At 41.9% G+C, this 16,875-nt stretch carries 11 protein-coding genes; 10 read left to right on the top strand and 1 reads right to left on the bottom strand.

All coding sequences use genetic code 11. The features are described 5' to 3' along the window. The first annotated feature begins 1 nt into the window (after nt 1). Nucleotides 2–1,282: a histidine--tRNA ligase gene (gene hisS / locus F9856_RS01935; RefSeq protein WP_202105544.1), complete on the top strand. Its 1,281-nt coding sequence runs from the start codon at nt 2–4 to the stop codon at nt 1,280–1,282. Between the two features lie 82 nt (nt 1,283–1,364). Here hisS and adhP read toward each other — a convergent pair whose 3' ends face one another. Next, nucleotides 1,365–2,390, bottom strand: coding sequence for an alcohol dehydrogenase AdhP (adhP, locus tag F9856_RS01940; RefSeq protein WP_105157420.1), 1,026 nt, complete (start codon nt 2,388–2,390; stop codon nt 1,365–1,367). A gap of 445 nt (nt 2,391–2,835) precedes the next feature. Between adhP and adhE the strand changes: the two genes are divergently transcribed. From adhE to thrC, 9 genes are all read left to right on the top strand, one after another. Continuing rightward, complete coding sequence (adhE, locus tag F9856_RS01945; protein WP_044678638.1) at nt 2,836–5,487, top strand: bifunctional acetaldehyde-CoA/alcohol dehydrogenase; 2,652 nt, start codon at nt 2,836–2,838, stop codon at nt 5,485–5,487. Between the two features lie 502 nt (nt 5,488–5,989). Further along, nucleotides 5,990–7,546, top strand: coding sequence for a type I restriction-modification system subunit M (locus tag F9856_RS01950; RefSeq protein ID WP_029175210.1), 1,557 nt, complete (start codon nt 5,990–5,992; stop codon nt 7,544–7,546). Beyond that, nucleotides 7,536–8,543 (top strand): virulence RhuM family protein, encoded by a 1,008-nt coding sequence (locus F9856_RS01955; protein ID WP_202105545.1) that lies wholly within the window; start codon nt 7,536–7,538, stop codon nt 8,541–8,543. The genes F9856_RS01950 and F9856_RS01955 overlap by 11 nt, the downstream gene beginning before the upstream one ends. A gap of 141 nt (nt 8,544–8,684) precedes the next feature. After that, nucleotides 8,685–9,872 (top strand): restriction endonuclease subunit S, encoded by a 1,188-nt coding sequence (locus tag F9856_RS01960; protein ID WP_202105546.1) that lies wholly within the window; start codon nt 8,685–8,687, stop codon nt 9,870–9,872. A 41-nt stretch (nt 9,873–9,913) separates the two neighbouring features. Next, nucleotides 9,914–10,498 carry a restriction endonuclease subunit S gene (locus F9856_RS01965; RefSeq protein ID WP_236659523.1) on the top strand — a complete coding sequence of 195 codons (585 nt, stop codon included), beginning with the start codon at nt 9,914–9,916 and terminating at the stop codon, nt 10,496–10,498. Nucleotides 10,499–10,638: 140 nt separating this feature from the next. Beyond that, nucleotides 10,639–10,977 (top strand): type II toxin-antitoxin system RelE/ParE family toxin, encoded by a 339-nt coding sequence (locus tag F9856_RS01970; protein WP_202105547.1) that lies wholly within the window; start codon nt 10,639–10,641, stop codon nt 10,975–10,977. Then, entirely contained in the window at nt 10,967–12,058 is a 1,092-nt protein-coding gene (locus tag F9856_RS01975; RefSeq protein WP_044766313.1) for a HigA family addiction module antitoxin, read from the top strand. Before F9856_RS01970 ends, F9856_RS01975 begins: the two co-directional genes overlap by 11 nt. A gap of 102 nt (nt 12,059–12,160) precedes the next feature. Next, complete coding sequence (locus F9856_RS01980) at nt 12,161–15,259, top strand: type I restriction endonuclease subunit R (RefSeq protein ID WP_202105548.1); 3,099 nt, start codon at nt 12,161–12,163, stop codon at nt 15,257–15,259. A 106-nt stretch (nt 15,260–15,365) separates the two neighbouring features. Further along, on the top strand, nt 15,366–16,850 hold the full coding sequence (gene thrC, locus F9856_RS01985; protein WP_202105549.1) for a threonine synthase: 1,485 nt from the start codon (nt 15,366–15,368) through the stop codon (nt 16,848–16,850). Nucleotides 16,851–16,875 lie beyond the last annotated feature (25 nt).

Below are 16,875 nucleotides of genomic sequence, written 5' to 3' on the forward strand. Positions count from 1 at the left end.
TATGAAACTACAAAAACCAAAAGGAACGCAAGATTTACTACCACAGGAATCAGCCAAGTGGCAGTATGTGGAAAATTTTGCTCGTAGCATTTTCAAACAGTACAATTACGCAGAGATTCGCACACCGATCTTCGAGCATTACGAGGTGATCAGCCGTTCGGTTGGCGATACGACGGACATTGTGACCAAGGAGATGTACGATTTCTATGACAAGGGCGACCGTCATATCACCCTCCGTCCAGAAGGGACGGCACCGGTTGTTCGCTCCTATGTAGAAAACAAGCTCTTTGCTCCAGAAGTACAAAAGCCAGCTAAGTTCTATTACATGGGCCCAATGTTCCGCTACGAGCGTCCGCAGGCAGGTCGTCTCCGTCAGTTCCACCAGATTGGTGTGGAGTGCTTTGGTTCCAATAATCCAGCGACAGACGTGGAAACCATTGCTATGGCCTACCACTTCTTTGAGGAGCTGGGGATCAAGGACATTCGCCTCCACCTCAATAGTTTGGGTAATCCCGAGAGTCGTGCCGCTTATCGCCAGGCCTTGATTGACTATCTGACGCCACTCAAGGACCAGCTATCTAAGGACAGCCAGCGTCGCTTGGAAGAAAATCCCTTGCGTGTGTTGGATTCCAAGGAAAAAGAAGACAAGGTAGCAGTAGAAAATGCACCGTCTATCTTGGATTACTTGGACGAAGAAAGTAGAGTCCACTTTGAAGCGGTTAAGACTATGTTGGACAGCCTAGGTATTGCTTACACCATTGACACCAACATGGTGCGTGGTTTGGACTACTACAATCACACCATTTTCGAGTTTATGACAGAAGTGGGTGGTAACGACCTGACCATCTGTGCCGGTGGCCGTTATGATGGTTTGGTGACCTACTTTGGTGGACCAGAAACGCCAGCCTTTGGCTTTGGTATGGGGATTGAACGTCTGATTCTCGTACTTGAAAAGCAAGGCATCGAGCTCCCTCTCGACACCCAGTTAGATGTTTATATCGCGGTTTTAGGTCAGGAGGCCAATAGCGGAGCGTTGGAGTTGGTGCAGGCCATTCGCAAGCAAGGTTTCCGTGCAGAGCGTGACTATCTGGACCGCAAGCTCAAGGCCCAGTTTAAGTCAGCAGATGTCTTTGGAGCCAAGGCCATCATTACCCTGGGTGGTAGTGAAATTGAATCTGGACAGGTTGTGGTTAAAAATAACCAGACAAGAAGTCAAGTTGAAACAAGCTTGGAAGAGCTCAAAACAGATTTTGCAAGTATTTTAGAAAAATTAGAGAAGTAGTAGTCTAAGCTGCTTCTTTTTATTTTAGAAAGCAAAAAAGAAGCGATTGGATAATCACTTCTTGAAAATAGTGGAGAACGCATTAGTGTGAGTGGCAGAAGTCTAAGACCATGCGACCTTGGATAGTACCTGCAGCCATTTCATCAAAGACGGCTTCGGCATCTTCGACTGGACGTTTTTGAACGACTGGAACAACCAAGCCCATAGCACCGAAGTGGAAGGCTTCTTCTAGGTCTTTACGAGTACCAACCAGAGAGCCGACAACCTTGATACCATCTAGTACAGTCTTGACAATGCTGAGGTCCATGTATTCAGATGGAAGTCCAACAGCCACGACATAGCCACCTGCACGAACGCTGTCAATAGCCTGGTTGAAGGCAACCTTAGAAACAGCCGTTACGACAGTTGAGTGAGCACCGCCACCAGTTACTTCCTTGATATAGCCAGGCACGTCTTCCACTTCAAGACCATTGATGATGACATCTGCACCGACTTCCTTGGCTAATTCCAATTTGTCATTATTGATATCTACAGCAATAACGTGGGCATTGAACACTTTTTTAGCGTATTGGACTGCAAGGTTGCCAAGGCCCCCAGCACCGTAGATGACAATCCATTGGCCAGGTTCCAAGTGCGCTTCTTTGATAGCCTTGTAGCAGGTTACGCCAGCACAGGTGATGGAGCTTGCTTGAGCTGGATCAAGACCTTCTGGAACTTTTACTGCATAGTCTGCTGTTACAATACATTGCTCAGCCATACCACCGTCAACAGAGTAGCCTGCATTTTTTACGGTACGGCAGAGAGTTTCGCGACCGGTTGTACAATATTCACACATACCACAGCCTTGGAAGAACCAAGCAACGCTGACACGGTCGCCGACCTTCAAGCTGGTCACATCAGGAGCGATTTCTGTAACAATACCGATTCCTTCGTGACCAAGAACGCGACCAGGAACCTTACCAAAATCACCATTGGCAACGTGGAGGTCAGTGTGACAAACACCACAGTACTCAATTTGGACCAAAGCTTCGCCAGCTTCAAGTGGACGAAGTTCTTTTTCAACAACGACAACACCAGTAGATTCTGGATTAACAACAACTGCTTTCATGGCAGACCTCCTATTTATTGCAGCACATTTTTTAAATGTGTTAATATAATTTATTTTTTGTTAATAATATCACAAAAACAAAAATAAAGCAAGTATATCAATAGATTTAAATTAATATCTATAAATGGAAAAAACCAGAAATTTATCCAAACTTTTTCAAAAAAATCTATTTACATGGAAGCGTTTTCTTGATAAACTAGTATCGTAAATGTTAGAGAAAGAATAAATGATAAAGATTTGTCTTACTTTATGTATTTTTCGACCAAACAAAGCAGAAACAAATCTGAATGTTTTCTGAAAACAGGAAAAAGTAAGCGCTTTCCAAAACAAAACAGAAAAAATGTGAAAAAATTAACAATTTCTCTTTACAAATAAAATAAAAAATAGTAGAATAACATTGTGAAAAAGTTAACAAATAGTTAGCGAGTATATTTGGAGGAACACAATGGCTGATAAAAAAGTAGTATCACCAGAAGAAAAGTTGGTAGAAGCGCGCAAGCACGTCGATGAGCTTGTTCAAAAAGGTTTGGTTGCTCTTGATGAGTTCCGTAAACTTGGTCAAGAAGAAGTAGACTATATTGTAGCGAAAGCTTCGGTTGCAGCCCTTGATAAACACGGTGAATTGGCAATGCACGCCTTTGAAGAAACCAAGCGTGGTGTATTCGAAGATAAGGCGACTAAAAATTTGTTTGCCTGTGAGCACGTGGTTAACAATATGCGTCATACAAAAACAGTTGGTGTCATCGAAGAAGATGACGTTACGGGCTTGACTTTGATTGCTGAGCCGGTCGGTGTTGTTTGTGGTATCACACCAACAACAAACCCAACGTCCACTGCTATCTTCAAATCCTTGATTGCCTTGAAAACACGCAACCCAATCGTCTTTGCCTTCCACCCATCTGCTCAAGAATCTTCAGCTCACGCAGCGCGTGTTGTCTATGAAGCAGCTGTGGCAGCTGGTGCTCCAGAAAACTGTATCCAGTGGGTAACAAAACCATCTATGGAAGCAACATCTGAGTTGATGAAACATGATGGTATTGCGACTATTCTTGCAACTGGTGGTAACGCCATGGTGCGTGCGGCTTACTCTTGTGGTAAACCAGCTCTTGGTGTAGGTGCCGGCAACGTTCCTGCCTATGTTGAAAAATCTGCAAACATCCGTCAAGCTGCTCATGATATCGTGATGTCTAAGTCATTTGATAATGGTATGGTCTGTGCGTCAGAACAAGCAGTTATCATTGATAAAGAAGTTTACGATGAGTTTGTAGCAGAATTCAAATCTTACAAAACTTACTTCGTTAATAAGAAAGAAAAAGCTCTTCTTGAAGAATACTGCTTCGGTGTGAAAGCTAACAGCAAAAACTGTGCTGAAGGTAAATTGAACGCAGACATCGTTGGTCGCCCAGCTGCATGGATCGCTGAGCAGGCCGGCTTCTCAGTGCCAGAAGGTACAAACATCTTGGCAGCTGAGGTTGCTGAAATCGGTGAGAAAGAACCATTGACTCGTGAGAAATTGTCACCTGTTATTGCCGTCTTGAAAGTTGATGGTCGTGCAGAAGGTCTTGAAGCAGCTCGCCAAATGGTTGAATTCCACGGTCTCGGTCACTCTGCAGCTATTCATACGGAAGACGCAGAATTGGCGAAAGAGTTTGGTACAATCGTACGTGCTATCCGTGTTATTTGGAACTCTCCATCTACTTTCGGTGGTATCGGTGATGTTTACAACGCATTCTTGCCATCATTGACACTTGGTTGTGGTTCTTACGGACGCAACTCAATCAGTGATAACGTAAGTGCTATGAACTTGCTCAACATCAAGAAAGTAGGAAGACGTAGAAATAATATGCAATGGTTTAAAGTTCCTTCTAAAACATACTTCGAACGTGATTCTATCCAATATCTCCAAAAATGCCGTGACGTTGAACGTGTCATGATCGTTACAGACCGTGCCATGGTAGAACTTGGATTCCTAGATCGTATCATCGAACAATTGGACCTTCGTCGTAATAAAGTTGTTTATCAAATCTTCTCAGACGTTGAGCCAGATCCAGACATCACAACGGTTTATAAAGGTACAGAATTGATGCGTACTTTCAAACCAGATACAATCATCGCACTCGGTGGTGGTTCACCAATGGATGCTGCCAAAGTTATGTGGCTCTTCTACGAACAACCAACAGTTGATTTCCATGACCTGGTTCAAAAATTCATGGATATCCGTAAACGTGCCTTCAAGTTCCCAGAACTTGGTAAGAAATCTAAGTTTATCGCGATCCCAACTACATCAGGTACAGGTTCAGAAGTAACACCGTTCGCCGTAATCTCTGATAAAGCAAACAACCGTAAATACCCAATCGCTGACTACTCATTGACACCAACTGTGGCAATCGTTGACCCAGCACTCGTATTGACAGTACCTGCACACGTTACAGCGGATACTGGTATGGACGTATTGACTCACGCTACAGAAGCATACGTTTCAACAGTAGCCAACGACTTTACAGATGGTTTAGCACTTCAAGCTATCAAACTAGTATTTGAAAACCTTGAAAGCTCAGTGAAGAATGCTGACTTTGTATCACGTGAGAAAATGCACAACGCATCAACTATGGCAGGTATGGCCTTCGCCAACGCATTCCTAGGTATTTCTCACTCAATGGCTCATAAGATTGGTGGACGTTTCCATACTGTTCACGGTCGTACAAACGCTATCTTGCTTCCATACGTTATCCGCTACAACGGTACTCGTCCAGCTAAGACAGCTACATGGCCTAAGTACAACTACTATAAAGCAGATGAAAAATACCAAGACATCGCTCGTCTTCTAGGCTTGCCATGCTCAACACCAGAAGAAGCTGTTGCAGCATACGCACAAGCAGTTTACGACCTCGGTGAACGCATCGGTATCCAAATGAACTTGAAAGCACAAGGTATCGACGAGAAAGAACTCAAAGAACACTCTCGCGAATTGGCTCTTCTTGCCTACGAAGATCAATGTACCCCAGCTAACCCACGTCTAGCAATGGTTGACCACATGCAAGAAATCATCGAAGATGCCTACTATGGTTACAAAGAACGTCCAGGTCGTTTGAAATAATCCTATTCCGTCGTCTTTCGTCGTTAGATTTCCTCGGTGAACTATAGTTCTACCCTCGTCAATCTGCCTAGAACGACTTAGGACTAGAATTATTTCGGTCGTTCGCCTTGTCTCGTTTAGAAAATCATTCCTTGATGGTTTAGCTTCGCCTTTGCCGCCTAGACTCTCTTAGGAAAAACTGATTTTAAAATGCATATGCAAGTGTTTGTTAACAAATCATTTCTTAATAATCCTTGTATAAACAATTGGATTAGCCTCCAAAACTTTCTCAAACACCAGCTTACGTGAGTAGGTTGGTGTTTTTGTGCATGAATAGTTGATTAATAAATGTTGATAAGGGAAAGGTCATTGCGAAATCTGACTTTACTAGTCTATATTGGTAATTTATGCGTTTGAAGTTGTGTTGTATGTTGGGGTAGAAAATATCCATAGGGACAGGGTTCTCTAGCAATTGAAAAAATGGTATACTAATACTAGTTTTTAGTAAATTGAGGTAATGATGATGTCAGAGCAAGCACAAAGACAGGAACTTCACCGGAAAATATGGGCGATTGCAGATAAGGTACGAGGAGCAGTAGATGGTTGGGATTTCAAACAGTACGTCTTGGGAATTCTGTTCTACCGTTTTATCAGTGAGAATTTTAAAAATTACATCGAGGGTGGAGATCCAGATGTAGATTATGCTAATTTTCCAGAGGGGCAGATTACAGATGTCATCAAGGATGATGCAGTCAAAACCAAGGGATATTTTATCTATCCGTCGCAGTTATTTTCAAATGTGGTGAAACAGGCTAGAGGTAACGAAAATCTCAACACGGAGTTGAGGAAGATTTTTGATGCCATTGAGGATAGTGCGATTGGCTATGACAGTGAGCATGATATCAAGGGCCTCTTTGATGACGTTGACACGCGGAGTAACCGTCTGGGCAATTCTGTTGCGGAAAGAAATCAGCGTTTGGTGGATATTTTAGAAGAGATTGCTAATCTTGATTTTGGGGATTTCGAGGATAACAAAATCGACCTTTTTGGTGATGCCTATGAGTTCTTGATTTCAAACTATGCCTCGAATGCTGGTAAGTCAGGCGGGGAATTTTTTACCCCTCAAAGCGTGTCCAAGTTGCTGGCTAAGATTGTCATGCTGGGAAAAGACGAGAAAAACAAGATTAACAAAATTTACGATCCTGCATGTGGATCGGGATCGCTCTTGCTTCAAGCTAAGAAACAGTTTACTGAACATATCATCGAGGATGGTTTTTATGGACAGGAAATTAATATGACCACTTATAACCTGGCTCGTATGAACATGTTCCTTCACAACATCAACTATGATAAATTTAGCATTGAGCGTGGCAATACCCTGCTAGATCCCAAACACGGCAACGATAAACCCTTTGATGCCATCGTATCAAATCCTCCTTACTCCATCAAGTGGATTGGCAGCGATGATCCAACCTTAATCAATGATGATCGCTTTGCACCAGCTGGGATTTTGGCTCCAAAGTCCAAGGCTGACTTTGCCTTCATCATGCACAGTCTTTCCTATCTTTCGTCAAAAGGCAGAGCAGCCATCGTGACCTTCCCTGGTATTTTTTATCGTGGAGGTGCAGAGCAAAAAATCCGGAAGTACCTAGTGGATGGAAACTTTGTTGAGGCTGTCATTCAGCTACCGGACAATCTTTTTTTTGGTACCTCTATTGCTACCTGTATTCTCGTTTTGGCTAAAAATAAGAATACGACAGATACACTCTTTATAGATGCCAGTCGGGAATTTAAAAAAGAAACCAATAATAACATCTTAACCGAAGACAATATCCAGAATATTTTAGATGGATTTGACAAGGGAGAAGATAAGGAATATTTTGTTTCAGTTGCATCACATGAGAAGATTGTCGAAAATGATTACAACCTGTCTGTTTCGACCTATGTAGAAAAGGAAGATACGCGAGAGAAGATTGACATCGTTCAGTTGAACAAAGATATCGCTGAAACTGTGAAGAATATTGACCGTCTACGTGCTGAGATTGACAAGATTGTGGAGGAGTTGAGTCATGACCAATGATATCATCATCTACACAACAGATGACGGCAAGGCGTCAATCGAACTTCATCTGGACAATGGAACAGTCTGGCTGACCCAGTTGGAGTTGGCGGAACTTTTTCAGACTTCCAAGCAGAATATCAGCAAGCATATTAAGGCTATTTTTGAGGATGGCGAACTTGATGAAAAAGTGGTTGTCAACTATCAGTTGACAACCACTCAACACGGGGCAATGGCAGGAAAAACCCAGAGCCGAAAGACTGCTTACTACAACCTGGATATGATACTGGCTATCGGCTATCGGGTACGGTCACCTCGTGGAGTACAATTTCGGAACTACGCTTCAACTGTTTTAAAAGAGTACTTGATCAAAGGCTTTGCTATGGACGATGACCGTTTGAAAAATTTGGGCGGCGGGTCTTATTTCAAGGAACTCCTTGACCGCATTCGAGATATTCGTTCAAGCGAAAAAGTGTTTTATCGTCAGATTTTAGACTTGTTTGCGACCTCAAGTGACTATAATGCAAGAAGTAGTGAAGCCCAGCAATTTTTTGCAACGGTGCAAAATAAGTTGCATTATGCCATTCATCACCATACCGCAAGCGAACTGATTTACACTAGAGTAGATAGTGAGAAAGAATTTATGGGCTTGACGACCTTCAAGGGTGAATTGCCAACCTTTTCGGAGGCTACGGTTGCCAAAAATTATCTGACCGAGCAAGAGTTACAAGGTCTCAATCAGTTGGTATCGGGGTATTTGGACTTTGCCGAGAGGCAGGCCCAGCGTCAGATTGTCATGACCATGGCGGACTGGATCCAGCACGTGGATCGGATTTTACTGGCAACGGGTGAGGACCTCCTGACCCATGCAGGAACTATATCCCGCGAGCAGATGACGGAAAAAGTCAGTCAAGAGTACCGAAAATATAAAGCCAAGACCCTCAGTCAAGTTGAAAAAGACTACCTAGCCCACCTCAAACACCTAGAAAAAACAGCTCAAGAGGGGGAGAAAAAATGACAAAAATAGAAGAAATGTTGGCTGACCTCTGCCCTAATGGCTCAAACAGTCAGGGGAGTGACTGTTTGAGGTGGGAAATAAGGCAAAGTCATAACTTTGCCTCCTTGCAACGACAAAGTGGGCGAATGAAAGGATGCTAGTATGAACCAAATCGAAAAGATGCTACAAGATTACTGTCCAAATGGAGTTGAGTGGAAAGAGTTGGGGGATAGAGAGGTTGCAAAACTTTCTCGTGGGAAAGTGATGTCTAAACAGTTTTTAGAAGAAAATAAAGGCGTGTTTCCAGTTTATTCCTCCCAAACTGCAAACAGTGGCGAGATTGGTAAAATTTCAACATTTGATTTTGATGGCGAATACATAACATGGACAACTGATGGTGCAAATGCTGGTACAGTATTTTATCGTCAAGGAAAATTTAGTATCACTAATGTTTGTGGTTTAGTAGATATACAAAATGATAAATTACTTACTAAGTTTGTTTATTATTATTTAACAATTACAACTAAAAAATACGTGTCTTCAGGTATGGGAAATCCGAAACTGATGTCAAATGTCATGGCGAAAATCAAAATCCCTATCCCCCCGCTAGAAATTCAGGAAGAAATTGTGAAAATACTTGACAAATTCACTGAATATGTTACAGAATTGACCGCAGAATTGACCGCAGAATTGACCCTCCGACAGAAGCAATATAATTATTTTAGAGATTATTTATTGAACTTTGATAGTGATAGTTCGGGGGGGGCGAACAATAAAGTTTATCAGGTTGAGTGGAAGACGCTGGGGGATATTGCAAAATTGAAAAATGGAAAAGATTGGAAAAGTCTTTCTGTTGGTGATGTTCCGGTCTATGGTAGTGGTGGTGCGATGGGAGAGTTCGTCTCAGAATATGCGTATAATAAACCGACTGTCTTAATTCCCAGAAAAGGGTCGATATCTAATCTATTTTATCTCGAAAAACCTTTTTGGAATGTTGATACGATTTACTATACTGAAATTGATGACAGTCAGGTTGTGCCAAGATATTTATATTATTACTTAACTACCATTGATTTGGAGAGTATGGCAACAAATCCAACAAGACCAAGTTTGACCCAAGCTATTCTGGATAAAATCCCCATCCCCGTTCCTTCTCTCCCTATCCAACAACGCATCGTCCAAGTTCTTGATAACTTCGATGCAGTTTGTAACGACCTTAATATCGGACTGCCCAAGGAGATTGAGTTACGCCAAAAACAGTATGAATATTTTAGAGAAAAACTCTTGACATTCACCGCCGAAGGCGTGTACACTGACAGTACAGTACAGTACAGTACAGACAAGACCTGATTAGGCTCTTAAACTGGGTCTTTGGTCCGATACGGGGAGAGTTGGGGGCAATTTGCACCTTTACTCGTGGAAATGGCCTTCAGAAGAAAGATTTTACAGAAGAGGGTTACCCCGTTATTCATTACGGACAGATTTACACTCGCTATGGCTTTTCGACGGATAAGACAATCTCTTTCACTGACCAAAGCGTCTTTGCTAAATTAAAGAAAGCTCAGCCGGGTGACATTGTCATGGCAACGACTTCTGAGAATGTCGAAGATGTTGGAAAAGCAGTCGTATGGGAAGGAAATGAAGAAGTAGGGATTGGAGGTCACTCTTGTGCTTTACAAACTGAGCAATCGTCAAAATTTCTGGTCTATTATTTTCAATCCAATGATTTTCAACGACAAAAAGAAAAAATGGTTGTTGGGACGAAAGTAATTGAGTTGTATCCTAAAAATATACAGAAGATGCTTATCGTCTTACCATCTTTTTCAACTCAAAAACGCATCGTTGCTATCCTCGACAAATTTGATGAGTTGACGACCTCGATTTCTCACGGTTTGCCAAAGGAAATTGAGTTGCGTCAGAAGCAGTATCAGTATTTTAGAGATACCTTGCTCAATTTTCCCAACAAATACGAATAAATAGGATGAGAAACAAAGAATTGTGGTTCAACTGCAATTCTTTTTGATTTGAGAGGATATTGTTTTACATATAACAAAGAATAATGTAAAATAAAATTACCAAAAAGGTAATTTTGGTAGAGATTGCGAAAGGAAATTGAATGCAAATCCAATATAATAATAGAACAGTTGAAAAGCAGTGTACAAATTTGAGGATAGCAAAGAAAGACTTTTCAGATAAGGTTGCCAAGAAGTTGCACAAGTTGGTCAATTTTATTGAGAGTGCTGACAATCTCGCTTCCGTAATCGCATTTCCGACGTATCATTTTCATGATTTAAAAGGAGATAGAGAGGGAGAATATGCTCTGGATATTGACGGTCGTAGAGGTTCTTACAGATTAATCGTCTGCTTTGATGAGGAGAAAGATACTGTATTTTCCAATGCCCAGAGTATTAGAATAATTCAAATTGAGGAGGTAAGTAATCATTATGGTTCATAACATTCAAAACTATAAAGATTTAATCGCTTTCCATCCAGGTTCTTATGTTGAAGAGATAATAGAAGACTTAAATATGTCCCAAGAAGAGTTTGCGATTCGTTTAGGGACAACCCCAAAAACAATCAGTAAATTGGTAAATGGTGAAATTTCAGTCAGTAAGGATCTTGCTAATAAACTATTTAAATTAACAGGGGTATCAATTCTTACTTGGTTAAATCTTCAAGCGAGCTATGATGCAAAGGTTCTTGAAATAGAGGAACTTCAAAATCAAGATGAAAAAGAGATTTTGAAGTTGATTGATTTTGATTATTTCAAAAGACACGGCTTTGTTCCACCGGGAAGGTATAGCTTGCTACAAAAAGTGGCTGAGTTGAGAAAGCTTTTTCAAATTTCAAATCTTACATATCTGAGTCAGTTCAATCAGCTTGTTAGTTATCGAAATACAAAAGGTTTTGATGAGCGTTCGGTGGTAAATTCAAATGTTATGCTTGAGTTGGCTATAAAATTATCAAAAGATGCAACTGACACAAAGTTTAATAAGTCAAAATTAGTAAAAATACTACCAGAACTACGAGAGATGACCTTGAAAGATGGTGGAGAATTTTACCCGATGTTACATTCAAAATTATTGGAATGTGGTATTTGTTTGGTCGGACTTCCAAAATTAAAAAATGCCAATCTGAATGGTGCGACCAAGCGATTTAAAAATGGTAGTGTATTATTGTTGTTAACTGATAAAAATAAGCGTTCAGATATTTTTTGGTTCTCATTTTTCCATGAATTAGGTCATATTTTACATAATGATTTTTACTCGGATTATGATGATAGGGATGCTTATGAAGAAAAAGAGCAAAAAGCGGATCAATTTGCTCAAGAATTTCTTATTCCTACGAACGAATATGAACAGTTTGTAGCAGAAAAATCTTTTGATAAATCATCCATCATTCGTTTTGCTCATGAAATCGGTATCCATCCAAGTATTGTTTTGGGAAGACTCCAAAAAGAAGGATTTGTAGAATACAGTCAGTATCAAGAGCTAAAAATTAGTTACAATATCATTATCAGAGGAAATGCGGTATAAATCATTTTGAATACAGTGCGAGGATGTTTCAATCCTCGTTTTTTGGTATAATCTAGGTATAAAACAGTATTCATCATGTCAACTATTTTATAAGGAGCAACCATGACTGATATTATTCAAACAGACCCGATTATCGAATCCAATAACTTCATCGTTTTGGACAAGTATGTGAAATCAGTGCAGCCAGGTCATTATCAGACAGAAGCTGATTTGGAGAAGGAGCTGATTGCGGATTTGCAGCAGCAAGGCTATGAGTATCTGAACTATTTGACCACTCCTGAAGCATTGCTGGGAAATCTTCGGACGCAGATGGAAACGCTCAATCGTGTCAGCTTTACAGACGCAGAGTGGCAACGGTTTTTGGATGAGTATTTGAATAAACCAAGCGAGAGCTTGATTGATCGGACGCGTAAGCTTCATGATGATCATGTCTATGACTTTATTTTTGATGACGGGCATATTCAAAATATCTACCTGTGGGATAAGAAGAACATCAGTCGAAATAAATTGCAGGTCATTAACCAGATGAAACAGACGGGAACGAGTGCCAATCGGTACGACGTGACCCTCCTGGTCAATGGGTTGCCTCTGGTTCAGATTGAGTTGAAAAAACGCGGAGTTGCCATTCGGGAGGCTTTTAACCAAGTTCATCGCTACAGTAAGGAAAGTTTTAACGAAGAAAATTCTCTCTTCAAGTACCTGCAACTCTTTATTATTTCAAATGGGACAGACACCCGCTACTTTGCCAACACGACCAAGCGGAACAAGAATTCCTTTGATTTCACTATGAATTGGGCCTTGAAGAACAATAATCCGATCAAGGATTTGAAGGATTTCACAGCAACTTTCTTGAGTAAGCAGACCTTGTTAAATGTCTTGATAAACTATTCCGTTTTTGATACCAGTGATACCCTGCTAATCATGCGTCCTTATCAGATTGCGGCGACTGAGAGGATTATCTGGAAAATTCGCTCTGCTATTGCTTCAAAAATCAAGAGTGGGCCAGAAACAGGTGGCTATATTTGGCATACGACTGGATCTGGAAAGACCTTGACTAGTTTTAAGGCGGCACGCTTGGCGACAGAGATGGACGAAGTGGACAAGGTCTTTTTCGTAGTTGACCGCAAGGATTTGGATTATCAGACCATGAAGGAGTACCAGCGGTTCTCGCCTGATTCGGTTAATGGATCCAACAGTACTGCAGGGCTCAAGCGAAATATTGAAAAAGATGACAATAAAATTGTGGTGACCACCATTCAAAAACTCAATCATTTCATGACAAGTGAGCAGGAGCACGAAATCTATGACAAGCAAGTGGTTTTCATCTTTGATGAGTGCCATCGCTCGCAGTTTGGTGAGGCTCAAAAACGCCTGAAGAAAAAATTTAAGAAGTATTGTCAGTTCGGATTTACAGGAACACCGATTAAGGTGGAGAATGCTTTAGGTGCAGAAACCACTGCCTCCGTCTTTGGAAAAGAGCTCCATTCTTACGTGATTACGGATGCCATACGGGACCAGAAGGTCTTGAAATTCATGGTGGATTACAATGATGTCCGTCCACAATTCAAGGCCTATGAAACAGAGCAGGATTTGGAAAAGTTGAGTGCTGCTGAGACCAAGAAAGCTCTTTTGCACCCAACTCGAATTTCAGAGATTTCCAGTTATATCTTGGAGCATTTCAATCAAAAAACACACCGACAATCTGGAAAAGGCTTTAATGCTATGTTTGCCGTTTCGAGTGTTGAAGCTGCCAAAGCCTATTACCAGGAATTGCAGGAGCAGCAAGTCGGACGAGAAAAGCCACTAAAAATTGCGACGATCTTCTCTTTTGCAGCTAATGAGGCCCAGGTTGCGATTGGAGAAATTGATGATGAGAATTTTACACCGAACGACCTACCCGACCTCAGTAGTAAAGAGTTTTTAAGTCGCTGTGTAGAGGATTATAACCGACTGTTTCAGACTAACTACACCATCAACGGCAATGATTTCCAGAATTATTACCGTGACTTAGCCAAACGCGTGAAGACGGGTGAAGTCGATTTATTGATTGTAGTGGGAATGTTCTTGACAGGTTTTGATGCTCCTACTTTGAATACCTTGTTTGTGGATAAAAACCTGCGTTATCATGGACTAATTCAAGCCTTTTCACGAACCAATCGGATTTATGATGCGACCAAGTCCTTTGGTAATATTGTGACTTTCCGAGATTTGGAGAAAGCGACGACAGATGCTATCAAGCTCTTTGGAAAAACGGAAACAGCAGAGGTCTTGTTGGAACGCTCCTACACAGACTACTTGGAGGGTTACGACGATGCTGGTGAGCAGAAAGCCGGCTATTTGGCTGTTGCCCAGGAGCTCCTAGAGCGTTTTCCAGATCCAAGTGAGATTGTTAAAGAAAGTGATAAGAAGGCCTTTGTAGACTTATTCGGGAAGTTTTTGAAGCTGGATAATATTCTCCAGAACTACGATGACTTTGTGCGTTTACAAGCCGTTCAGATGCTTGATTTTGAAAATCCTGAGGAAGTAGCTACTTTTCAAGCCAAATACCAGATGGATACTGAAATCATGGAAGAACTGGCTCAGCTTCCTATACCGACAGTTCGGGAAATTCAGGATTATCGTTCTGCCTACAATGACATTAGAGATTGGTATACCCATGAACGCCAAAATCAGCAAGACAGCAAATCGAAGGTAGATTGGGACTCAGTAGTCTTTGAGGTCGAATTGCTGAAATCACAAGAAATCAACCTAGACTATATCTTGGAGTTGATTTTTGAAACCAATAAAACAGTATCGGATAAGGACACTTTGGTAGAAGAAATCACACGGACCATTCGTGCCAGTCTTGGTAATCGAGCTAAGGAAGATCTGATTGTGAAGTTTATTCACCGAAGTGATTTGGATAGTTTTGTGGATAAGACGGACATTATCGAAAAATTCTTCCTCTTTGCACGGGAGGAACAGAAAAAAGAAGTTGCCGAGCTTATTCAGCAAGAAGGCTTGAATGAAGAGAGTGCCAAGCGGTATATTCAACTTTCTTTGAGGAGGGAATATGCCAGCGAAAATGGGAATGCCCTCAATGAAACCTTGCCGAAGATGAGCCCCCTAAATCCTCAGTATCATACGAAGAAGCAGACTGTTTTCCAAAAAATTAGTGCCTTGGTTGAAAAATTTAAGGGGATTGGTGGAAGTATTGACTAAGAAAACCGGACAAGCGTTCGGTTTTTTGTTTTATCTTGCCAATTTTCTGTTAATTTAGGTGGGTTTTATGGTAGAATAGAAAAAATAGATTTTTGCGGAGAATATTATGACACTAGTTTATCAATCAACACGTGATGCAAAAAATACTGTATCGGCTAGTCAGGCGATTTTACAGGGATTGGCGACCGACGGTGGTTTGTTCACACCGATTTCTATTCCAACAGTTGACTTGGATTTTTCTGTTTTGAAAGATGCTTCTTATCAAGAAGTTGCCAAGCTGATTTTGTCGGCTTTCTTGGACGATTTCACGGCAGACGAGTTGGACTACTGTATCAACAACGCCTACGACAGCAAGTTTGACACGCCAGTTATTGCCCCAGTTGTTAAGCTCAAGGGTCAGTACAACTTGGAGCTCTTCCGAGGCTCAACCATTGCCTTCAAGGATATGGCTCTGTCCATCCTCCCTTACTTGATGACGACTGCTGCTAAAAAGCATGGTTTGGAAAATGAGATTGTCATCTTGACCGCGACTTCAGGCGATACGGGCAAGGCGGCCATGGCTGGCTTTGCGGACGTTCCTGGCACGCAAATCATTGTCTTCTACCCACGTGACGGGGTGTCTAAGGTCCAGGAATTGCAAATGACCACGCAAACCGGTGCCAACACGCACGTAGTGGCCATTGACGGAAACTTCGACGACGCTCAGACAAATGTCAAGCATATGTTCAACGATGAGGCCCTCCGTGCCAAATTGGCGGCTAAGAAACTCCAGTTTTCATCTGCTAACTCTATGAACATCGGCCGCTTGGTGCCACAGATTGTGTACTATGTCTATGCCTATGCTCAGCTGGTCAAGACTGGCGAGATTGCGGCGGGTGATAAGGTCAACTTCACCGTTCCAACAGGAAATTTCGGAAATATCTTGGCAGCTTATTACGCCAAACAAATCGGTCTGCCAGTTGGCAAACTCATCTGTGCGTCCAACGACAACAACGTCTTGACTGACTTCTTCTCGACAGGCGTTTACGACAAGAACCGTACCTTCCGCGTGACGACTAGTCCGTCCATGGACATCTTGGTGTCTTCTAACTTGGAGCGGTTGATTTTCCATCTCTTTGGCAATGATGCTGCAAAAACAGCCGAGCTCATGGAGGCCTTGAATACGGTTGGTCAGTATGATATTCAAGGGGCTGACGCGGATATCCTCTCTCTCTTTGCTGCCGCCTTTGCGACAGAAGAAGAAACGGCTGCGGAAATCAAGCGTGTCTATGACGAGTCAAACTACATTGAAGATCCACATACGGCTGTTGCCTCAGCTGTCTATAAACAGTATGTGGAGCAAACAGGAGACCAAACTCCGACAGTGATTGCGTCAACTGCTAGTCCTTACAAGTTCCCTGTGGTTGCGGTTGAGGCTGTGACAGGCCAGTCAGGCTTGACCGACTTTGAAGCCCTTGCAAAATTGCATGAGATTTCAGGTGTAGCCCTGCCACCAGCTGTGGACGGCTTGGAAACAGCACCTGTCCGTCACACTACCGTTGTTGCAGCAGCAGCAATGCAGGCTGAGGTGGAACGCTATTTGGGTGTTTAATTTCGATTCATTTTATGACAAACTG

The sequence above is a fragment of the Streptococcus suis genome, assembly GCF_016743335.1.
Lineage (GTDB): Bacteria > Bacillota > Bacilli > Lactobacillales > Streptococcaceae > Streptococcus > Streptococcus suis_Y.